General features: G+C 64.2%; 16 protein-coding genes. 5 read left to right on the top strand and 11 right to left on the bottom strand.

Annotated features, from left to right (window positions below):
- Positions 1-288 precede the first annotated feature (288 nt).
- A complete protein-coding gene (locus tag FG93_RS13385) occupies positions 289-1,815 on the top strand; it encodes an ABC transporter substrate-binding protein (RefSeq protein ID WP_043235012.1) in 1,527 nt (508 codons plus the stop codon).
- A 177-nt stretch (positions 1,816-1,992) separates the two neighbouring features.
- Here the strand turns inward: FG93_RS13385 and FG93_RS13380 are convergent, their stop codons facing one another.
- Entirely contained in the window at positions 1,993-3,315 is a 1,323-nt protein-coding gene (locus FG93_RS13380; RefSeq protein ID WP_043235011.1) for an FAD-binding oxidoreductase, read from the bottom strand.
- A gap of 172 nt (positions 3,316-3,487) precedes the next feature.
- The gene (locus FG93_RS13375; protein ID WP_161783818.1) at positions 3,488-4,234 is read right to left on the bottom strand and encodes a GntR family transcriptional regulator; all 747 of its coding nucleotides are present in this window, start codon (positions 4,232-4,234) and stop codon (positions 3,488-3,490) included.
- Between the two features lie 212 nt (positions 4,235-4,446).
- On the opposite strand from FG93_RS13375, the gene FG93_RS13370 reads away from it, so the two are divergent.
- From FG93_RS13370 to FG93_RS13355, 4 genes are all read left to right on the top strand, one after another.
- Entirely contained in the window at positions 4,447-5,460 is a 1,014-nt protein-coding gene (locus tag FG93_RS13370; RefSeq protein WP_043235010.1) for an SIS domain-containing protein, read from the top strand.
- Between the two features lie 74 nt (positions 5,461-5,534).
- Positions 5,535-6,374 (top strand): PfkB family carbohydrate kinase, encoded by an 840-nt coding sequence (locus FG93_RS13365; protein WP_043235009.1) that lies wholly within the window; start codon positions 5,535-5,537, stop codon positions 6,372-6,374.
- Between the two features lie 18 nt (positions 6,375-6,392).
- Entirely contained in the window at positions 6,393-8,444 is a 2,052-nt protein-coding gene (locus FG93_RS13360) for a hydantoinase/oxoprolinase family protein (RefSeq protein WP_043235008.1), read from the top strand.
- Entirely contained in the window at positions 8,444-10,057 is a 1,614-nt protein-coding gene (locus tag FG93_RS13355) for a hydantoinase B/oxoprolinase family protein (protein ID WP_043235007.1), read from the top strand. Before FG93_RS13360 ends, FG93_RS13355 begins: the two co-directional genes overlap by 1 nt.
- A gap of 293 nt (positions 10,058-10,350) precedes the next feature.
- On the opposite strand, the gene FG93_RS13350 is transcribed toward FG93_RS13355, so the two are convergent.
- From FG93_RS13350 to cpaB, 9 genes are all read right to left on the bottom strand, one after another.
- Positions 10,351-10,833: a hypothetical protein gene (locus tag FG93_RS13350; RefSeq protein WP_348270478.1), complete on the bottom strand. Its 483-nt coding sequence runs from the start codon at positions 10,831-10,833 to the stop codon at positions 10,351-10,353.
- A 252-nt stretch (positions 10,834-11,085) separates the two neighbouring features.
- Complete coding sequence (locus FG93_RS34025) at positions 11,086-11,577, bottom strand: AprI/Inh family metalloprotease inhibitor (protein WP_369347056.1); 492 nt, start codon at positions 11,575-11,577, stop codon at positions 11,086-11,088.
- A gap of 589 nt (positions 11,578-12,166) precedes the next feature.
- Positions 12,167-13,144, bottom strand: coding sequence for a type II secretion system F family protein (locus FG93_RS13345; protein ID WP_043235005.1), 978 nt, complete (start codon positions 13,142-13,144; stop codon positions 12,167-12,169).
- Positions 13,145-13,154: 10 nt separating this feature from the next.
- On the bottom strand, positions 13,155-14,132 hold the full coding sequence (locus FG93_RS13340; protein ID WP_043235004.1) for a type II secretion system F family protein: 978 nt from the start codon (positions 14,130-14,132) through the stop codon (positions 13,155-13,157).
- 25 nt (positions 14,133-14,157) lie between these two features.
- Positions 14,158-15,615 carry a CpaF family protein gene (locus FG93_RS13335; protein ID WP_043235003.1) on the bottom strand — a complete coding sequence of 486 codons (1,458 nt, stop codon included), beginning with the start codon at positions 15,613-15,615 and terminating at the stop codon, positions 14,158-14,160.
- 77 nt (positions 15,616-15,692) lie between these two features.
- Positions 15,693-16,958, bottom strand: a complete 1,266-nt coding sequence (locus FG93_RS13330; protein WP_052513716.1) for a P-loop NTPase — start codon at positions 16,956-16,958, stop codon at positions 15,693-15,695.
- The gene (locus FG93_RS13325) at positions 16,958-17,692 is read right to left on the bottom strand and encodes a CpaD family pilus assembly protein (protein ID WP_052513715.1); all 735 of its coding nucleotides are present in this window, start codon (positions 17,690-17,692) and stop codon (positions 16,958-16,960) included. Before FG93_RS13325 ends, FG93_RS13330 begins: the two co-directional genes overlap by 1 nt.
- A gap of 37 nt (positions 17,693-17,729) precedes the next feature.
- On the bottom strand, positions 17,730-19,196 hold the full coding sequence (locus FG93_RS13320; protein WP_043235001.1) for a type II and III secretion system protein family protein: 1,467 nt from the start codon (positions 19,194-19,196) through the stop codon (positions 17,730-17,732).
- A complete protein-coding gene (cpaB, locus tag FG93_RS13315) occupies positions 19,193-19,978 on the bottom strand; it encodes a Flp pilus assembly protein CpaB (RefSeq protein ID WP_043235000.1) in 786 nt (261 codons plus the stop codon). Before cpaB ends, FG93_RS13320 begins: the two co-directional genes overlap by 4 nt.
- Positions 19,979-20,115 lie beyond the last annotated feature (137 nt).

The raw sequence follows: 20,115 nt of genomic DNA, 5'->3' as shown, positions 1-20,115 counted from the left end.
GCCGTCCCTGCCCTCAGCCGGCTTCGCTCCCGGGCCGGGAACACCGCGGAGTCTGGGCGGAGAAATAATCTTGCTCGAGGCCGTTGGTTGCCGAGGCAATCATTCTCTTCCAGCAGATTTCAGGGACGCGTTATGATCCCTCGCCTCTTGCCTCTTGCCTCGTTCCTCCGGCCAGGCATCGTCAGAACAGGCCGGACATGACACCCGAACAGCTCGCAAATCATGAATTGACAGATTGGTATACACCAATCCATGCTGCCCCGAAGGCCGATAATTAGGGGATCTCCGATGACGATGATTTCGCGCCGTGCCCTTCTTGCCGCTGGAGCGAGCCTGCCGCTGCTGCAAGGCTCCGCCTTCTCGCAAGCATCGCCAAAGAAGATCCTGCGCTTCGGCCTGTCGAGCTTCCCGCCAAGCCTGCAGCCATGGGTTCATACCGGAACCGCCGCGCTGACGGTCAAGCTGCTGATCTTCCGCGGTCTCACCGGGTTCGACGAAAAGGGCGAGGTTCGGCCCGAACTGGCGGAAACCTGGACGCAGGATGGTGACACCGGCTGGGTCTTCAAGCTCAGGCAGGCGAGCTTCCACAACGGCAAGCCGGTCACGGCCGAAGATGTGAAATGGACGCTCGAACAGATCGCCCTGCCGAATTCGACAGCGTTCCTGAAGTCCGAGTTCGGCGGTATCGAGAAAATCGAGACGCCCGATCCACGCACCGTCCGCATCGTGATGAAGCAGCCTACGGTGACCTTGCCGATCTGGCTCGCCAGCCCCCATGCGCCCATCATCGCCAAGGATTCGATCGAAGGGCGCGGGCTCGGCATCGGGGCCGGCCCCTTCATGATCAAGGATCAGGAGCGTGGGGTCTCGATCGAGGTCGCAGCCTTCGACAAGTACTACAAGCCCGGCTTGCCCAAGCTCGCCGGCATCAAGCTGACCGCCTATGCCGACGAGAATCTCCGGGTGGCGGGGCTTCAGGCCGGCGATATCGACCTGATCGAATATGTGCCCTGGCAGCACATGGCGGCGATCGAGAAGGATCCACGCCTCAAGCTCGACGCCGCCAATGGCCCCTTCATGGGGCTGAATTTCAACGGCACGACCGGACCCTTCAAGGACGCGCGACTGCGTCAGGCCGTGGGTTTCGCGATTCGCCGCGAGGAGATCGTCCAGGCCGCCTTCTACGGGCGCGGCACGCCGCTGCAGGGGATCCCGATTCCGGAGACGAGTCCCTACTACGATACCGGCCGCGCGAAGTTCTGGAGCTATGATCCCGACCGGGCAAAGAAGCTGATGGCGGAAGCCGGCGTGCCGAAGGGCTTTTCCTGTACGCTGCTCTCGACCGCGCAATATGGCATGCACAAATCGACGGCGGAGGTGGTGCAGGCTCAGCTCGGCGAGATCGGCATCGACGTGAAGCTCAACCTGCCGGACTGGGCGCAGCGCGTCGATCTCGGCGGTAAGGGGCGCTACGAATTCTGCGTCCAGGGCACGACCGCCGACAATAATGACCCCGACGGGCTCGCCCCGCTGCTCGACGGCGAATTGCCGGCCAATATCTCGCGCAGCTTCGGCCTGCCGACACCGGAGATTCACGCGCTCTTTGCCAAGGGCCGTGCCGAGTTCGATGTCGCCAAGCGCAAGGCGATCTATGCCGAGCTCGAAAGGCTTGCGCTCGAGCAGGCGCCGCTCGTCGGCCTGGCCTGGCGCTCGCAGGGCTATGGCATGGTCAAGAGCGTCACCGGCTTCAAGGGTCTGCCCGGCGGTACGAACTTCTTCTCGGCCTATTCGATGGAAGAGACGGCACTGGGCTAGATCGCCGTGCGTCCATTCGGACGCAGGAGGGGCGATCTATCTCTTTGTTTGAGCATCGGATTTCTCCGAAAAATGGACTCCACTTTTCGGTCCGATGCTCTAAGCGACGGGGCCGCGCATTGCCTCAGCCAAGTTCGGTCATTCCGGGAAGGGCCGGAATGACGTCTGACGACGGACTCACGCCACGCGCGTCGTGCGCTCCAGGCGGGCGAAGCGCTCGAGCCGGAAGGGTTTGGTGTCGATCATCGGCGTCGCCCCCCTGACGAGATCGGCAACCAGCCGACCCGCACCGGGGCCGATGCCGAAACCATGGCCGGAGAAGCCGCTGGCGATGAAGAAGCCCGGCAGGCGCGGCACTTCGCCGATCACCGGGACAGCGTCAGGCGTCGCATCGATGAAGCCGCCCCAGGCCTGCGCGATCCTCATGCCTGCGAAGGCCGGAAACGCCTTGATCAGGTTGGCCTTCGCCTCGTCCAGGATCGCCGCCGACGGGGTCGGATCAAGCACGCGCATGCGCTCGAAAGGCGTTACATCGTCGAGGCCCCAGCCTCGCGGCGTCCGCGCTTCGTCCAGGAAGCGCCGGCTCAGACGCAGTCGGAGCTCCTGCCGCTGCTTCACCAGCGAGGGCAGGAAATCGGCAAAGAGTCGGAAGGAGTCGGGCACGATCTCGGCCGTGCTCGCGCCGCGATGAGCGACCGTGTAGCCGCCGTCCTGGCGCTTGCGGAAGGCGAAATCGGAGGCGCCGACGGCATAGGGCGGCGGACCGTCCAGCGGTTCGGTGCGCAGCACCGAACCGAGCACCTTGAGCTGCGGAAAGTCGATGCCGAGATTGCCAAGGAAGAGCCGCGACCACGCACCGCCGGCCAGCACGACCTGTGAGCAGGCGATCGTGCCGCGCTCCGTCACCACGGCGCTGACCCGGCCAGCCTTGGTCTCGATACCGCGCACCGCGCAACGTGTCAGGACGGTGCCACCATGCCGGCGCAGCGCACGCGCCATGGCAGGCACCGCCTTTTGCGGCTCGGCCCGAGCATCGCTCGGTGTGAACAAGGCACCGGCAAAGCTGCGCTTGCAGCCGGGCAGAACGGTCGCGATCTCGCGCGAGCTCAACAACCGGGAGTCCAGCTGGTATTGCCTGGCATGGTCGAGCCAGGCCTCATGCTGGGCGAGGGCGGATGGCGTATCGGCGACATAGACGATGCCGGAGCGGGTGAAGCCGGTATCGCCGCCGACAAGCTTGTCCATCTCCGACCAGAGCCGCATGCTTTCCAGCCCGAGCGGGATCTCGCCAGGGTCGCGGCCCATGATCCGGACCCAGCCCCAATTGCGGCCGGATTGCTCATGACCGACCTCGCCCTTCTCGCAGACCGTGACGGAAATCCCGTCCCTGGCCAGGAAGAGTGCGGTCGTGATGCCGATGATGCCACCACCAATAATGACGACATCGCTGCGCGCCGGGAGACCAGCATCCGGGTCAATGGTCTCGATGGTGATGCCCATCAGGCCTGTTCCGCGCTCGGAGTCGACAGATCATCGGACCGGAAATCGTATCCGGTCCGATGATCTAACCCTTTGTGTTTGCATCGGCTTTCCCGAAAACCGCAATCCACTTTTCGGGCCGATGCTTTTGGCCCGGCCTCCGGCCGGGAACGGGAGGCGGGCAGCGGCATGGTCAGTCCTGTGAGGCCGGCGTTGAACTGCGGAAGACGACGTGATGCGGGTGGTTGACCGATTTCATGTATTCGATCGGCTTGCCTTCGCCATCGCGGGCGATCAGCCGCAGGACGAGCGTCGGCGAGCCGGGTTTGAGCTGCAGCAACCGGGCTTCGAGATCGGTCGCGATGCCGACCCCGATCTCGCGGTCGCGGGCGCTGGCCTCGACGCCGTAGCGTTCCCGCAGCAGCTCATAGAGCGATTGTCCTCCGACGAGGTCTTCCGCAAGCAGCCCGGCGAAGCGCGAAGCCGGCAGGTGGCTGGTCTCGATGCAGAAGGGCTCGTCGTTCACGCTGCGCAGCCGGCGAAACATGATCAACTCGGCGCCGACCGGGATATCGAGCCGGCGCGCGATGCTCTCGGTCGCCTTCTCCTCTCCGAAATGCAGCAGCTTGCTGCCCGGGTTGCCGCCGGCGTTGCGGATGATCCGGGTGATTCCGAGCGTCGATTGCACCTCGATCGGGCGCGTCACCTGGACCAGCGGAACGCGCGTGCCGCTGGTGCCGTTGCGCTCCAGCACATTGCGGTCGACCAGCTTGTCGATCGCCTTGCGCACGGTCATCCGGTTGATGCCGAGCGTGTCGGCCAGCGCGCGCTCGGACGGCACGCGGTCGCCGGGGCCGTAATCCGGTCCGCTGATGAGGTCGAGCAGGTAGTCCTGAACCTCGACATAGATCGGCTTCGCCCGCTTCTCGGGTTCGCGCATGGCTGGTGTCTCTCGGACCTCTCCCGTTTCCGCATATAGCGGGGATTGCGCCGGCTCCACATCCCCGGAGGCGCAGAAACACGGGAATCCGTTGTTGGCGAAGGCGGTCATCAGTCAGCTGGACTATGCTTGACACAAATTGGTATAGGTGATTGGTGTATACCAATTCTTTGAACCCCGCAATTCTCCGCCGTCTGGAATCGGTTCCTCCCATGTCAATCGCCTTTGACCGCACCCGCGTTTATGAGGGCTTCGCCCAGACTCGCGCCGCCGTGCCCGAGGCTTACGCGCTCGGCCGCCGCCTCGCCCCGCAGATCGACCGGATCTACCTCGTCGCCTGCGGGTCGGCGAACCGCGCCATGCTCGGCATCAAGTACTGGCTCGAGCATTATTCCCTGGGGATCGAAGTGCGCCGCTATTTTCCGGCCGAGTTCATGGCGATCAATCCGCCGCGGCTCGACGAGCGCACGCTGGTTCTGCTCGCCTCCAAGTCCGGCACCACACCCGAGACAGTCGCCGCCGCGGCGACCCTGATGGGGAAGCCCTGCAAGGTCGTGGCCTTCAGCCAATATGCCGACAAGCCGCTTGCTGCCGCCGCGCCCGAAAGCTTCGTGGTGGGCGATACCAGCGAGTCCTTCGCCGCCATGTTCATGCTGATGCAGGCGCTGGTCGGCGGCATCATGAGCGCGAAGGAAGGCTGGCCGCTCGGTGACAAGCTCATTGCCTCGCTGGACGCGCTCCCGGCGGCCATCTGTGATGCTGCCGAGCAAAACGAGGAGCGGGCAGCGGCCGATGCTCACCTCTATGCCAAGGAGCGCAACTTCTACCATGTCGCTTCGGGGCCGGGCTTCACCACGGCCTATGTCTTCGGCGTCTGCATCCTGATGGAGATGCTCTGGCTGCACAGCTATCCGATCGAGGCGGCAGAGTTCTTCCACGGCCCGTTCGAGATCATCGATCGCGAGACACCACTGATCCTGATCACCGGAGAGGACCCGAGCCGCCCGCTGATGGAGCGGGTCTCAAGCTTCTGCGACATCTATGCGGAGCGCGTCATGAAATATGATTCCCGCGATTTCGCGATGGCGGGTGTCGCGCCGGAAATCCGCCCCATCGTCGCGCCCTATATCCTGCAATCGGCGCTGAAGCGGATGGCGGCGCATCTCTCGGTGCTCCACAACCAGCCGCTCTCGACCCGCCGCTACATGTGGAAGGTCGCCTACTGATCAGGCGGCCTGCTGATCAGTCGCTTGGGAAAACGGCCAGGAACACGTCCAGGAAAACGTCCAGGAAAACGTCCATGACCTGCAGGCTGCTCGGACTCGGCGATAACACGGTCGACACCTATGTCGATCGCGCGCTGCAGTTTCCGGGCGGCAATGCGGTCAATGTCGCGGTGCTGGCGCATCGTCTCGGCGCCGAGACGGGATACATGGGATGCCTGGGCTCCGACGAAGCCGGGAAACTGATCGCCAAGGCCTTGCACCAGGAGGGGGTCGATACCCGCCGCTGCCGGGTGCTCGCCGGCGACAATGCCCGTGCCTTCATTGGCCATGACGGCAATGACCGCTATTTCCTGCGCTCGCAGCGCGGCGTCCGCGGACAATGGGGCGGTTTCCTGCCCGAGGATCTTGCCTATATCGCCGGCTTCGATCTGGTCCACTCGAGCATCTACAGCGAACTGGATGCCGATCTCGCGGCGCTGCGCCCCTCGGTGCGCCGCTTCTCCTACGATTTCTCCGAGCACTGGACCGATGCCAATCTGGCGGCCACGCTCCCCCATCTCGACATCGCCTTCCTGTCCTTCCCCACGGGCTCCGACGCGGAATGCCGCGACCTCGCCCGACGCTGCTCCGAGGCCGGTCCGGGTCTCGTGGTGGTGACGCGCGGCGAGCGCGGCTCGCTCGCCCTGGCAGGTGGGGTATTCCATCGCCATGGGATCACCCCCGCCCAAATCGTCGATACGCTGGGCGCGGGAGACGGTTTCATCGCCGCGTTCCTTCTGGCGGTGCTGGAGGGGCGAGAGGTTCCGGAGGCCCTGACGGCGGGCGCTGCCCATGCAGCGGCGGTCTGCGCCTATCAGGGTGGTTTTGGCCATGGCACGCCATGGTCCGCGGCTGCGGAGATCGCGGCCTGTTGATGGGGAGGGTTTGAGCTCATGGCCTGGCGTATCGGGATCGACTCCGGAGGCACCTTCACCGATGTCTGCCTTTTCGATGATGCGAGTGGTCAGGTCGCCGTCTGGAAAGTCCCCTCGACCCCGGACGATCCCTCCCGCGCCATCGCGCGCGGCACCCAGGAAGGGACAGAGCGCGTCGGCGCCAAGCCCGGAGATGTCGCCTATTTCGGCCACGGCACGACGGTGGGCACCAATGCCCTGATCCAGCACCGCGGCGTCAGGACCGGGCTGATCACGACCGACGGCTTTCGCGATCTGATCGAGATCGGCCGGCAAAAGCGGCCGGATCTCTATGATCTTCAGGTCGACAAGGCGGCGCCGCTGGTCACCCGCGACCTGCGCTTCGGCGTCGCGGAACGGCTGCGCCATGACGGTTCCGTCGAGACGCCGCTCGACGAGGATGGCGTGCGTCAGGCCGCGCGAGAACTGAGGGAGGCGGGCGTCAAGGCGGTCGCCATTGGCTTCCTCTACGGTTTCGTCAGGCCCGAACACGAGGAAACGGCAAGGCGCATCGTCGCGGAGGAGTTTCCGGAGGCTTTTATTTGCGCCTCGCATGAGGTCGCGCCCGAGTTCCGGGAGTATGAGCGCATCTCGACGGCGGTGGTGAACGCCTATCTCGGCCCCGTGATGCAGGGCTATATCCAACGCCTCGCCGAGCGGCTCAAGGAACTCGGCGTCACCACCACGCCGCATCTGACGCAGTCCAATGGCGGCGTCATCGGGTTCGACATGGCGGCACGCCTGCCGGTGCGGACCGTGCTTTCGGGCCCCTCGACCGGCGTGGTTGCTGCGCAGGCGATCGGCCGGATGACCGGCATCGAGAACCTGATCACCTTCGACATGGGCGGCACCTCGTCCGATGTCGCGCTGCTTCGCGGCGGCGAGGCCAAGCTCGCCAGCGAGGCCAATGTCCATGGCTACCCGATCAAGGCGCCGATGCTCGACATCCACACCGTCGGCGCCGGCGGCGGCTCGATTGCGGCGATCGACTCCGGCGGCCTGCTCAAGGTAGGCCCGCGCAGTGCCGGCGCCGATCCCGGGCCGGTCTGCTATGCCCGCGGCTCGACCGAACCGGCGGTCACCGACGCCAATGTCGTGCTCCAGACGCTGAACCCGACCCATCTGCTCGGTGGCCGCATGCCGATCGACCAGGCGCTCTCCAAACAGGCGATCGGCCGGATTGCGGACCAGCTCGGCCTCGACCTGATGGCGACGGCGCAGGGCATCGTCTCGGTGGTGACCGCCAATATGGCCAAGGCGATCCGCGTCATCTCCGTGCAGCGCGGCCATGATCCGCGCGACTACGCGCTTGTCGCCTTCGGCGGCGCCGGGCCGCTCCATGCCGCGCGGCTGGCGCGCGAGCTGGAGATGAAGCGCATCGTCGTGCCGCGCAATCCCGGAATCGGCTGTGCACTCGGCCTGCTTCTGACCGACCTGCGCGCCAATTTCGCCACCACCCGGCTCGCGACGCTGGGGGATGGGCTCGTCCCCGACATGGCCGAGATTTTCGCAGGCCTTGAAGCCCAGGCCGAGCACTGGTTTGCCGAGGAGACTGTCGCGCCTGCCGATCGCGAGCTGAAGCGCACGGCCGATCTGCGCTATCACGGCCAGAACTACGAGCTCGCCATCGACGTCCCGGACGGGCCGATCACACCTACAACCATCAGGGCTTTGGCGGACGGCTTTGCCGAGGCCCACAAGCGCCTTTACGGATTCGTGGCCGAAGGCGAACCGGTGCAGCTCGTGACCTACCGCGTCGAGGCGATCGGCTTCGTGCCCAAGGCCGAGTTCCGGCCCGAGCCTGACGCCGGACCGGACGCTTCCGCGGCCATCATGGGGCGGCGCGAGGTCTGGTTCCCGGAAGCCGGAGGCTTCGTCGATTGTGCGCTCTACGACCGCGACAAGCTCAAATCGGGCAATCTGATCGAGGGGCCGGCGATCATCGAGCAGATGGATGCGACCACGGTGCTGCTGCCCGGCATGACCGCCCGCGTCGAACCCTATCTCAACCTGATCCTGGAGACGCCGTGATGAACGCGCCCGCACCCGTCACCGTCGATCCGATCACCGTCGAGGTCATTGGCAGCGCCTTCGCCTCCATCACCGAGGAAATGGGCGAGGCGCTGGTCAAGGCGAGTTACTCGACCAATATCAAGGAACGCCGCGACTGCTCGACTGCGCTCTTCGACATTGAAGGCAACACGCTTTGCCAGGCCGAGCACATCCCGATGCACCTCGGCTCCTTCATCGGCATCATCCCGCATATCCTGAAGCGCCATGCCACCTCGGAGATGAAGCCGGGCGATGTCTTCATCGGCAACGACGCCTATGAGGGCGGAGGCACCCACCTTCCCGACATCGTGCTGGCCGAGCCGGTCTTCCACGACGGCAAGATGGTCGCCTGGGCCGTCAACACGGCGCATCATTCCGATTTCGCCGATCGCGGCCACGCCCATATCTATCAGGAGGGCCTGCGTATCCCGCCGATCCGGCTCTATGACGGCGGCACGCTGATGAAGGATGTGCAGGAGCTGATCCTGCTCAACTGCCAGGTTCCTCGCGAGCGGCTCTCGGATCTGCGCGCCCAGATGGCGGCGAACCGCCTTGGCGTCGAGCGCGTCAGGGCGTTATGCGACAAATATGGCCGCACCACCGTGCTCACGGCCGGCAAGGCGCTGCAGGACTATGCCGAGCGCAAGATGCGCGCCGGCATCGCCTCGATACTCGACGGCGTCTATCGGTTCAGCGATCGTTTCGACAATCCCGAGCTCGATGACGAGATGGAGTTCTCGGTCGCGATCACGGTCGCGGGCGAGGAGATGACACTCGCCTTCGACAGCCCGCCACAGGCGCGCGCCGGCTTCAACATGGTCTATACCGCGCTACTCTCGACCGTCTATTACGCTGTCAAGACGGTGGCCGACCCGACCATCCCGCCCAATGCCGGCCTCGCCCGGCCACTCACGGTGGCCGCAAAGGAAGGCACGGTGCTGAACTGCCTGCATCCGGCGGCGGTGAACGGGCGCATCGCGCCCTGCCAGCGTGTCGTCGACCTGATCCATGGCGCGCTCGCCCAGGCGGTGCCCGAGCGTGTCATCGCGGCCTGCTCCGGGGCCGTGGCATCCGCGACCTTCATGGGGGCGATGCCCGATAGCGGTGATCTCTGGGTTTATCTTGAGACGATCGGAGGCGGTTCCGGCGCACGCGCCCGCAAGGACGGTCTCGACGGCGTGCATGTCCACATGACCAATACCTCGAACCTGCCGGTCGAGGCGCTGGAGGTCGAATACCCCCTGACGCTGCTGCGCTATGAACTGGTCGATGGCTCGGGTGGGCGCGGCCGCCAGCGCGGTGGCATGGGCCTGCGCCGCGTCTACCGGGCCGAGGCTCCGTGCCGGCTCAACGTCGATAATTCGCGCCTGAAGTCGCGGCCCTGGGGCATCGCCGGCGGCGAGCCAGGACAGGGCGGCTCCTTCTCCTTCAGCGAGGGCGTCGCTCCTTTCATAAGGGGCGATGGCGCGCTCGAACCCGGACAGATCGTCGAGATCATCACGCCGGGTGCCGGCGGCTACGGTCCGCCGGCGGAGCGCGATCCGGAAGCGCAGGCGCGCGACCTTGCCGAAGGGCGCCTGGCGCAGCGGTGACGGACGGAGGTCTCCCGGAGCTGGTGCCCGTATCGCGCCAGTTCCGCCCGAGGACGTTGCGCCAATGATGCGCGAGGCTCGTCCGCGGGCGAGCGGCCCGCCCTGCCCGCAAGAGCACGCCAGAGCCTCGCCGGCGATCGCGGGAGCGAGTGCCTCGCCTCGCGCCGGCTGAACATGCGTTTGGTGAGATGATCAGTGGACCGCCCCAATCGAGAGCTCGACGCCCATGGCGCTCCGGTCATTGGCTTAAACCTCCCCAACGCCCGGAAACTTGGTGCAAATACTCGCTCTCTTTAGTTCAACCGCATTCGACTGGCAGCTTTCGGGCAAAGTTTCTTGAATTGCGCGATCAATGGCGGATTACCAGAAGCGCATGAAACGTCGGCATTTGATCGAAGCGGAAATTTCAGACGGCGTGGCGCGTTGGAACCGTACTGGAATTCAAGCAAGCCAGCAGGGCAGTTCGCCATCGCAAGAAGTTCCGCGTCGCTTTCGGTCTTGAGATGGCGCGCCACGCACTGGCTGATGCCTGACTTGCTGCCGGGCGGCTTGACCTCGCCCCCGGGGTCACGCTCGCAGTAGTCCTGAAGATCGGCTTTCGTGACGATGCCCTTCATCATTGCGGTTCTGGTGTCGATGCCCTCTCGCTCGATGATGGTTCCATTCCAAGAAGCGCAAGAGGCAAGTGGGAAATCGCCGGCAGCTCTTGCAGGAGCTGCAACCATTCCATTCGAAATAGCGACGGCGAATAGAACCATCCCCAAGGCGCGCATCATGCTGCTTCCTCTGGGTGTGAACATGCCTCGGCCGAGACCATAATCGGATCGCTTGCGGGTATCAAACCGCACGAAGAGCTGCGTCCGACGCGGTGCCGGGGGCAGATCGGCATAGAACTCCGGCCGGGCCTAGACGAAGTATCGCTTGTTCTGGTGGCGGATGCGCGGTCGCGGACCTCCAGATCAAAGACCATGACATGGCCGGTCCACGTTGGCTTTCGAGCAACGCGATAAAAAGCGATCGGCAGTACTTCAACGCGTCATGCGAAGCGAGCCACCACCTGATTCAACCGAGCCTGAAAGACTTGCCTCCTGCCCCGAAAGGCGGGCAACGACCCGCTCACGCGAGTACAGCGCGACATTGCCTCCCGAGAAACTCCAGAGGTTGACGGATTGCAGCGGAGATCCGGCACAACCACTCACGGAGGCCTTATAGAGGTCGATCGAGGACGTGGTGGAGAGTTGAACCCTGCAGGCTTTTCCGCTGGCATCCACAGCTCTCCAGGCTCCGGCGTATGCTGATGGGCTGGATGCAGGTGGAATTGCCTGCACAGCAGAGGGCTGGTTTGTCGCAAGCCTTCGAGCAGGCTGCGGTTGCTCTTCGATCACCTCTCCCGGCTGAGGAAACTCGCCGTCCTCATACGGTTCCGGCGCGGAACCTGGGCCAGTGGGAATAGGATCTGGCGGCAAGCCAACCACGACACGTCCAGCGGGCGGCGCGACATCGCTCGGGAAGGGATCCATGCCGCCGTTATCGATGTAGGGTTCTGTTTCAACAACGACATACGGCGGAGCATCCCAAGGCGCCGGGTAACCAGGCGCTGGGCCGTACGCGCTGCGTGGCCCCCACGGCCCAGTCGAATAGCCAGCCGAATTGCAGGCCGCCAGGAGGACCGATGATGCAGCAATCATGATGGGTCGCAGCTTCATCGAATACCTCGCGAAAAACCCAGCCCTCGAGGGCTGGGAGGGAGGTGAGGCCGGCCGAAGGGCGGCTCTCGTGGAGGACTTTGACGAATTCTGCGACGATGCTGAGCGGCGCACCGCCGCATGAGGCGACGAAACAGGAGGGCGACCAAAGAATACCGTGGTTAGAGCGGCCACGCACCTGGCGTCGCTACCCGAAGTGCCTGGATGGCAATCGCCGGACACCAGCCAGCACTTCCAGGGGCTTCTGTTCGGTATACATCCTTGATATTGTTGCTCATTTCGATCAGCACGAAGTGCTGTCGGTCTCATTCTCGCGAGTTTTTTTGCGCGTGTAGTCTCAAGTTGAGTGAGGCAGTCTCATTCCGAGTGAGAGATCCGACAAGAAGGTCGGCTGCCGACGAGGCTATTTCAGCCTCATCACCTGAATGATCGCCGGTGTCATGATGACGACGAAGAGCACCGGCAGGAAGAACAGGATCATCGGCACCGTCAGCATTGGCGGCAGGGCCGCAGCCTTCTTCTCCGCTGCCATCATGCGCTGGTCCCGACTTTCCTGTGCCAGCGTACGCAGCGCACTGCCGAGCGGCGTGCCATAGCGTTCGGCCTGAACCAGTGCGGTGGAGACGGATTTCACCCCTTCCAGCCCGGTGCGGATCGCAAGGTTCTCATAGGCCTGGCGTCGTTCAGCGAGGTAGGAAAGCTCGGCCGTGCAAAGCGCAAACTCCTCGGCGAGAGGAACCGACTGACCGCCAATCTCGGTCGAGACCTTGCGGAAAGCATGTTCGATCGACATGCCCGCCTCGACACAGATCAGCAAGAGGTCGAGCGCATCGGGAAAGGCCTGCTGCATCGACGCCTGGCGCTTCGAGATCTGGTTCGACAGGAATATCTCGGGCGCCTTGATGCCGAGATAGGCTCCGCCGATGGCCATGCCGAACCGGATCAAGGGCGGCAGCCCAAAGTCCTTGATGAAGAAGACGTAGAAGAGCGTGAACAGAAAGAGACCGATCGGCGTCACCAGACGGAAGAACAGGAAGCCGATCTCGGCCTGTGGGCCGCGATAACCCGCCATTGCGAGCTGCTTCTTCGCCGTTTCAGTGCCGAGCCAGTCGCCCAGTTTGAACTGATCGACAATGCGCCGCATGAACGCCTTTGGTTCCTGGCGCAGCGAGACCTTGTCCTTCTGCCGGTTCAGGCGGTCCCGCTCGCGCGCACGGATCTTGTCGCGTTCGATCGCCACATTCTTCATGCGCTTGTTGAGGTCGTTGCCTTCGACCAATGGCATCGCCAAGGTCAGAACCGTAGCAGCGGCAGCCACGGCGGCGAGCAGCGCGACCAGGAACTGGCTGTCGGCGAGCTTGTCGGCGATGACGGCAATCATTCCCGCAGCCTCAGATGTTGAAATTGATCATCTTGCGCATCGTCATGATGCCGATCAACATCCAGACTCCGCAGGCGACGAGCGCGACCTTGCCAATCTGGGTGAGCCAAAGAAGCTCGATATATCTCGGGGCGGTCAGGTATACGAGGGTCGCAACAACCGGGGGCAAGGCGCCAATGATCCCTGCCGAAGCCTTTGCCTCCATCGAAACCGCCTGGATCTTGTCGCGCATCTTGCGACGTTCGCGAAGGACCTTCGACAGATTGCCGAGGGTCTCCGCGAGATTGCCGCCTGTCTTCTGTTGGATCGCCAGCACGATGCCGAAGAAATTGGCCTCGGCGCAGGGCATGCGCTCGAAGAGCTTGGCGGCCGCCTCGGTCAGCGGAAGCCCCAAGGTCTGACTCTCGATGATCAGCCGAAACTCCGTCCGGACGGGCTCGACCGCTTCGGCAGCGATGATCCGCAGGCAGTCGTTGAGCGGCAAGCCTGACTTGATGCCGCGTACGATGATGTCGAGCGCATTCGGAAATTCGTTGCCGAACTTCTTCAGCCGCTTCGTCCGGGCCCGTGACAGAAGCCAACGCGGCAGGCCGAAGCCGCCAATGAACAGCCCCACCAGAAGAAGCAGCAGGTTGGCTGTTGCCAGGAAAAACAGGAAGCCGACGACCACGCTCGAAACGGCGCTGATGAGGTAGAACTTGCGGCGGTCCCAACTCAGCCCCGCCTGCAGCAGCAGGAGCTCGAGCGTGAGCTTGTTGCGAGCGTTCTCCCGGGTTTCGATATCCTTGAGGCTCTGGGCGATCTGGCCGCGCTTCTGCCGCGCCTGGACTTCGCGATCGACCGTCCGGACAGCGACCGGGGCTGCGAATTCCTTGCGGCGCTTCTCCACCCGTGCCTGCCCGCTCAGAGACGGATAGAACAGAGCGTAGACCACGCCACCTGCCGCGAGGGTCGCCAGCACGACAACGGCAATGACACTCAGGTCCATGGCTCAGTGCCGTCCATAGCTGCGATCACGCGGCATTCGCTTCATCCTGGACCGCGAGTTGATCGATCGCCGTGGCAAGCCGCTGCTCTTCGCCGAAATAGCGGGCACGCTCCCAGAAGCGCGGTCGACCAATGCCGGTCGAGCGGTGGCGGCCGATCAGCTTGCCTGCGGCATCCTCGCCGAGGACCTCATAGTTCATCAGATCCTGGGTGATGATGACATCGCCCTCCATGCCCATCACCTCGGTGATATGCGTGATCCGGCGCGAGCCGTCGCGCATGCGCTGGGCCTGGATGACGACATCGACCGAGGAGCAGATCATCTCCCGCAATGTCTTCGAAGGCAGGCTGAACCCGCCCATGGTGATCATGGATTCGATACGGCTGAGGCATTCGCGCGGCGTGTTGGCGTGCAGCGTCCCCATCGATCCGTCATGGCCGGTGTTCATCGCCTGCAACAGGTCGAAGGCTTCCGGGCCACGCACCTCACCGACGATGATCCGCTCGGGCCGCATGCGCAGGCAGTTCTTGACGAGGTCGCGCATGGTGATCGCACCGGTGCCCTCGAGATTGGGCGGGCGCGTTTCGAGGCGCACGACATGGGGTTGCTGGAGCTGCAATTCGGCCGCGTCCTCGCAGGTGATGACCCGCTCGTCATGCTCGATATAGTTGGTCAGGCAGTTCAGCAGAGTCGTCTTGCCGGAACCTGTACCGCCGGAGATCACGATGTTGCAGCGCACCTTGCCGATGATCTTGAGGATTTCCGCGCCGGGCGGCGAGATCGCGCCAAAGCGGACGAGCTGATCCAGCGTCAGCTTGTCCTTCTTGAACTTGCGGATGGTGAGCGCCGGCCCGTCGATCGCCAGCGGCGGCGCGATGACGTTGACGCGGGAACCGTCGGCAAGCCGAGCGTCGCAGATCGGCGAGGAATCGTCGACGCGCCGGCCAACCTGGCTGACGATGCGCTGGCAGATGTTCATCAGCTGCGCGTTGTCGCGAAAGCGGATATTGGTCAGCTGGATCTTGCCGCCGGTCTCGATGAAGGTGCGTGAGGCCCCGTTGACCATGATGTCGGCGATATCATCCCGCGCCAGCAGCGGCTCCAGGGGTCCGTAGCCGAGCACGTCGTTGCAGATGTCGTCGAGCAGTTCCTCCTGCTCGGCGATGGAGAGCACGACGTTCTTCAGCGAGATGATCTCGTTGATGATGTCGCGGATTTCCTCCCGTGCCGATTCACCGTCGAGCTTCGCGAGCTGAGAGAGGTCGATCGCCTCGATCAGCGCCCCGAAGATCATGCTCTTCATCTGGTAATAGTCGTCGGACTTCGGTGTTTCGACCGAAGCCATGGGCGCCGCCGGCACCTGACGACGCATATCGGGTAGGGGCGCGGACGATTCGCGCAGACGCGCGGCCGAGGTCGGGCCGGGAGCCTTCGGACTCAGCGGTTGCGTCGACACAGCGTTCGAGGATCGTTTTCCGAACATCTCCCCCCCTTTCACGCCGAGAAACGGCCGGCCGGACAGTCGGAGCGAGCAGGCAGTGGCGAACAAAACTTCACGGCTCAGGCCCTGCGCCGCTTGAGCTTGGCGACCAACGGCTCCAGCAGGCTTCGCTTTCCGCGCCTGGCCTCACCGCGCCCCGTCAGGGTGCTTGCGATCTGAACGAAGGCCTCGTTGATCTTGCCGCCGGACTGGACTTCCGCAACCATCTGCCCGTTATTTGCAGCCGTACCGAAGACTTGGGCGTCGAAGGGAATCGCGACGAGCACCTCGACACCCAGAGCCTTGGCGAATTCCCCGGCGTCGATCTCGGGCCGCTTGGGCAGGCCGACCTGATTGAGCACCAGACGCGGTGGCGAATCATTCGGGCGGCTGGCTCGTGCCAGATCGATCAGGTTCTTGGCGTTCCGCAGCGAGGCGAGCTCGGGCCCGGCGACGATCATGACCTCGTCCGCACCGATCAGGCAGCGCCTGACCCAGCCGCTCCAGAGATGCGGCACATCGAGAACCACGCAGGGCACGCTGGCGCGCAACAGATCGAAGAGCTGCTCGAACGCGTCCTCCTGCAGGTCGAGTGTCCGGTCCAGCATTGCCGGCGCCGCCAGCAAGGCGAGATTGTCGCTGCAGCGCGAGAGCAGGCGATCAAGCATATTGGCATCAAGCCGCTCGGGCGCGAACACCGCCTCCGCGATGCCCTGCGGCGGATCCTGGTTGAAATCGAGCCCCGCCGTGCCGAAGGCGATATCGAGATCGACGATCACGGTCGATGCATCGAGATTGCGCGCCATCGCCCAGGCGACGTTATGCGCCACGGTCGAGGCGCCGACCCCGCCCTTGGCGCCCATCACGGCGACAATGCGCCCGAGATTGCGAGCCCCAGGCGCGACGTAGAGCTCGGACAGGGTGCGCAGGATATCGAGCGGCTCGAGCGGAGCGATCAGATAATCGCTGACACCGCGGCGGATCAGGTCACGGTAGAGCTGGACGTCGTTGACATGACCGATGACGACGACCTTCGTGCCGGCATCACAGCTCTGGGCCAGGGCATCGAGATGGCTGACGAGCGTTCCACCATCGGACACCGTTTCCAGCACAATGACATTGGGCGTGGGTGCGGTGCGGAACGCCTCGACTGCGGCCGCGGGTCCTCCCATCTGGACACGCGAATGCGTCTTCTCCATGCGCCGGTCTGTGGTCGCGGTCTGCATGGCAGCAGCAATGGCAGGCGTTTCGCAAAAGGCCTGCAGCGTGATGCGGGGCAGCGGTGCGATGACCTCGTCGCTGGCAGCGCTCGCGACCTGGGCTTCGAAATTCTGCGCCGGATCCATCAGCGGCCTCCGACCGACTGGTTGATCTGAGGCGTTTCCTGCCGGTACTGGGTCGAGGGGTCCTTGCCCTCACGCAGTTTGCCGATCGCGTTCATGCGCTTGACGATGTCGGCGCGGCCCTCCGTGCGGCTGCGGACGAGATCGATGGGATCGGCGACCTGCGCTGCCAGCGTCGCCTGGCTGGAGCAGCCGAAATTCCAGAGCGGCTCGTTCGCCATGTCCAGTTTCCAGTCGGAGACGCCCGCGTCCTGGGTCCATTGTCCGCAGGAATGCGGCAGGCCCGCCTGCAGCGAGGCGAATGTCAGGCGAATGGGCGAGGCGAGATTGGGGTCTACGATCGGATAGGTCCTGACCGAGAGCGAGGCGGGCGACACGCCGCCACGCGCCAGGGCTCCGCGTATCGATTCGAGCGTGCCATGGGTTGCCATCTCCCGGCCGCCGCCGGTTGGCACCTGGGCAACGATTCCTCCGCGCCCGCCGCGCCGGTAATCTGCCGCGAAACTGGCGACGTCTTCGGCCTGGCGCCTGTCGAGGCCTGCACCGGCCCGCACGATGAAGACATCAAGCGAACGTGGAGCGTCACGCAGCACGATCGGATGCCGCTCGCGCAGATCGCTGGCACTGATCGACCCAGTCACATCGGTCTTCGTCGCGCAGGCGCCAAGAGCGACGCCGGCGGCCAGAACGGCGGCAAGAGGCCAGTGGCCTGTCCTCTGCTGTCCCTGATCTGTCATGGCCCGAGCCACCCCTTGCACGTTCATGAGAGCACCCTTAGTCGGCAATAAAGCCGACCCGACCCCTGTAGGCCTGGGGCAACGGCCCGCTATTGGTGCCATATATCTTGTTCAGCCGGCCGAGCAGGACGGCCTGCGCATCATGGGCATCGACGAAGCCGTCATCCGGGCGCTGGACCTGGTTCGGCTCCATCGGCTTGGCGATGTAGGGCGTGACCGTGATCATCAATTCGGTCTCCTCGCGCTGATAGTCGCGCGAGCGGAAGAGCACGCCGATCACCGGCAGGTTCATCAGCCCCGGGAAACCGTTGATCGACTGCTTCGAGACGCGCTGGATCAGCCCGGCCGTCGCCAGAGTCCCGCCCGACGGCAGTTCGACAGTGGTGTCGGACTTGCGCACGCGGAAGGCGGGGGCATTCACGGATTCCCGGGTATTGGTGCCGCGCTGAATATTGCTCGTATTGCTCAGCCGGAGCTGGTTCTCGAAATCGAGCTCCGTCACTTCGGTCGCAATCCGCATGCTGATCTTGTTGTCGGACAGGACAATCGGGGTGAAGTTCAGGGAAACGCCGACCGGCTTATAGCTGATGCCAAGCGTGCAGATCCCCGACGAGTCGCAGGAATAGCCGTTGGGCACGGGGACATCGCCACCGGCCGTGAATTTGGCGCTTTCCCCGGAGATCGCAGTGACCATCGGCTCCGCCAGAACGCGAGCGAGGCCTGCCCGCTCAAGCGCACGCAGGGTGAAATTGGTCGAGTTTCCGATTCCCGCGCCGATCGCCGTCGCGGCCAGGGATTGAGGTTGCAGGGGAAGCGGATTCTCGATCGACGGCGTGAGCGAGAAATTGCCGAGCTTCCACTCGCCGGACGAGTTGATGCCGAGCTGCTTGATCGCCTTGCGCGAAACCTCGGAGATCACAACCTTGACCATCACCTGATCGCGATCGCGGATCGTCAGCGAGTTGATCACGGCGCCCTTGGACGAGGAGAAGATGCCGGAGGCCGTTCCAACGAAGGCGTTCGCGATGTCGACCGCCTGGGTTGCTTCCGACGCATTGGCGACATTGCCGAGCAGGAGGATGGAGTTGCCCGCCGGCTTGACCTCGATATGGGCTCTGGGCATGGCCGCACGGAGCGTCTGGCGCAGCACGTTGAGATCCCGCCCGACTTCGATCTCGAGCGCCGAAATCTGACGACCTTCGGAATCGATCACGAACATCGAGGTCGAACCGTCGGCGATGCCGATGATGAAGAGCTTGCGCGCCGAGCGGACGACCGCGTTGGCGACCTTGGGGTTGGCGACGAAGACTTCCTTCGCGTCACGCGGCAATTCGACGATCAACGAACGGCCGATCGAGAGCGTGAGCTTGCGGGCTATGGCATGCTCGCTGGAACCGACATTCAGAACCGGAGCGGGCTCCGTCGACTGAGCCATGGCCGGCATGCCGAGCAGCAGCGCCAGAACCGACCCCGCGACGGACAGGCGAACGCGTTTCGGGATCATGGCTTCACGCTCTTGCTGGTGACGCCGTAGCGGACGAGGGTCAGGCCGCCTTCGGTGTCGGGGCGCCCCGCATCGCCGGCGTCCTTGAGGCTGCGCAATGCGAGCGAAAGTGTGCCGTTGCGCTGCGCCTGAGCGACGATCTCCACCTGGCGCGGCTCGAGCTCGAGCGTCGCCGTCTCGCCGATGACGACCTTCTCGCCATTGCGTTCCTGAATGTTCTGACCAATCGCCAGCACCCGGACATTGGTCAGGATCGTTTCACTGATGAAGCTCTCGCCGCCGCTATTCGCGTTGCCGCCCCCCGCTTCCTGATAGGTCCGGATGACGTCGACCCGGTCGTTCGGCAGGATGAAGCCACCCGCCGTATTGGCTCCACGGCTGTCGGTGCCGATCGCGGTTGCCCTCTTGCCGGCCGGCAGAACCGCCGAGAGAAAACCGGTGCCGTCGGTCTTGATCAGCTTCTCGCGACGGATCGGTTCTCCGCCCGACACCGCGAAGCGCGCCAATTGTCCGGCCAATTCCGTTTCGGCCTCGGGTGCCTCGCTCTTGCGGATGACCCCGGCCGGAACACTGTCTGCAGGCCAGTCGATCCAGCGCATGTCGCCAGCGGCCAGCGTGTTGCCAACCGGGATATCGGCTGCCGCAACCAGCACCGGAACGGTCGGCGCCGGCTCATAGCGTGTCACCGGTGCCGGTGGCGCCTTGGGGCGTTGGATCAGCAACGCTGCGCCAAGCCCCGCAATGAGCGCGACGACCAGGATGATGATGCGGGCAGGACTCATGTACGCCGATCCTCAGCCAAGCTGCGTTGGCTCTCGGAGGGGATCGTGACCGGGGATTCGTCAAATTATGGTTAACCCGGCGTAACTTTCATCATTTCCTCCCCGAATTCAGCTCGGAATGAGATAGAGTACTGGAT

The organism is Allobosea sp. LC85 (assembly GCF_000735605.1).
Classification (GTDB): domain Bacteria; phylum Pseudomonadota; class Alphaproteobacteria; order Rhizobiales; family Beijerinckiaceae; genus Allobosea.
This window is presented reverse-complemented; position numbering and strand designations above follow the sequence as displayed.